Source organism: Halomonas flagellata (assembly GCF_022487945.1).
GTDB classification, from domain to species: domain Bacteria; phylum Pseudomonadota; class Gammaproteobacteria; order Pseudomonadales; family Halomonadaceae; genus Halomonas; species Halomonas flagellata.
The window spans coordinates 1-587 of sequence record NZ_JAKVPY010000125.1 but is presented as its reverse complement, the minus strand read 5'-3'; the positions used below and the strand labels follow the sequence as shown (position 1 = coordinate 587).

The 587-nt window shown below is 70.4% G+C and carries 1 protein-coding gene; it reads left to right on the top strand.

All coding sequences use genetic code 11. The features are described from left to right. The coding region (gene tssI, locus MKP05_RS21485; protein WP_240570161.1) for a type VI secretion system tip protein TssI/VgrG at positions 1 to 587 on the top strand (587 nt) is incomplete at both ends.

Genomic DNA, 587 nt, shown 5'->3' with positions numbered 1-587 from the left:
GGGGTGACTCAGGCGGATAGCGCCGGCATGACCCAGTACCACAACGAGCTGGTGCTGACCCCCGCCGACACCGCCTGGCGCCCCGCGCCCGACCCCAAGCCCCGCGTCGACGGCCCCCAGGTCGCCTTCGTGGTCGGCCCCGAGGGCGAGGAGATCCACTGCGACGAGCACGGCCGGGTCAAGGTCCGGTTCCCCTGGGACCGCTACGCCGACCCGGATACCGCCGGGGCTGGCGGCGAAGCCGCAGAAAGAGGCGCCAGCGCCTGGCTTCGGGTCAGCCAGGGCTGGGCCGGCGGCGGCTACGGCAGCATCGCCATTCCCAGGATCGGCCACGAGGTCATCGTGTCCTTCCTCGAGGGCGATCCCGATCAACCGCTGATCACCGGGCGTACCTACCACGCCGTCAACACGCCGCCGTATCCGCTGCCCGAGCACAAGACCCGCACGGTGCTGCGCACCCAGAGCCACCAGGGCGACGGCTTCAACGAATTGCGCTTCGAGGACCAGGCCGAGCGCGAGCAGATCTGGCTGCACGCCCAGAAGGACCTGGAGCTGTTGACCAACCACGACCGCACCGAGGAGATCGG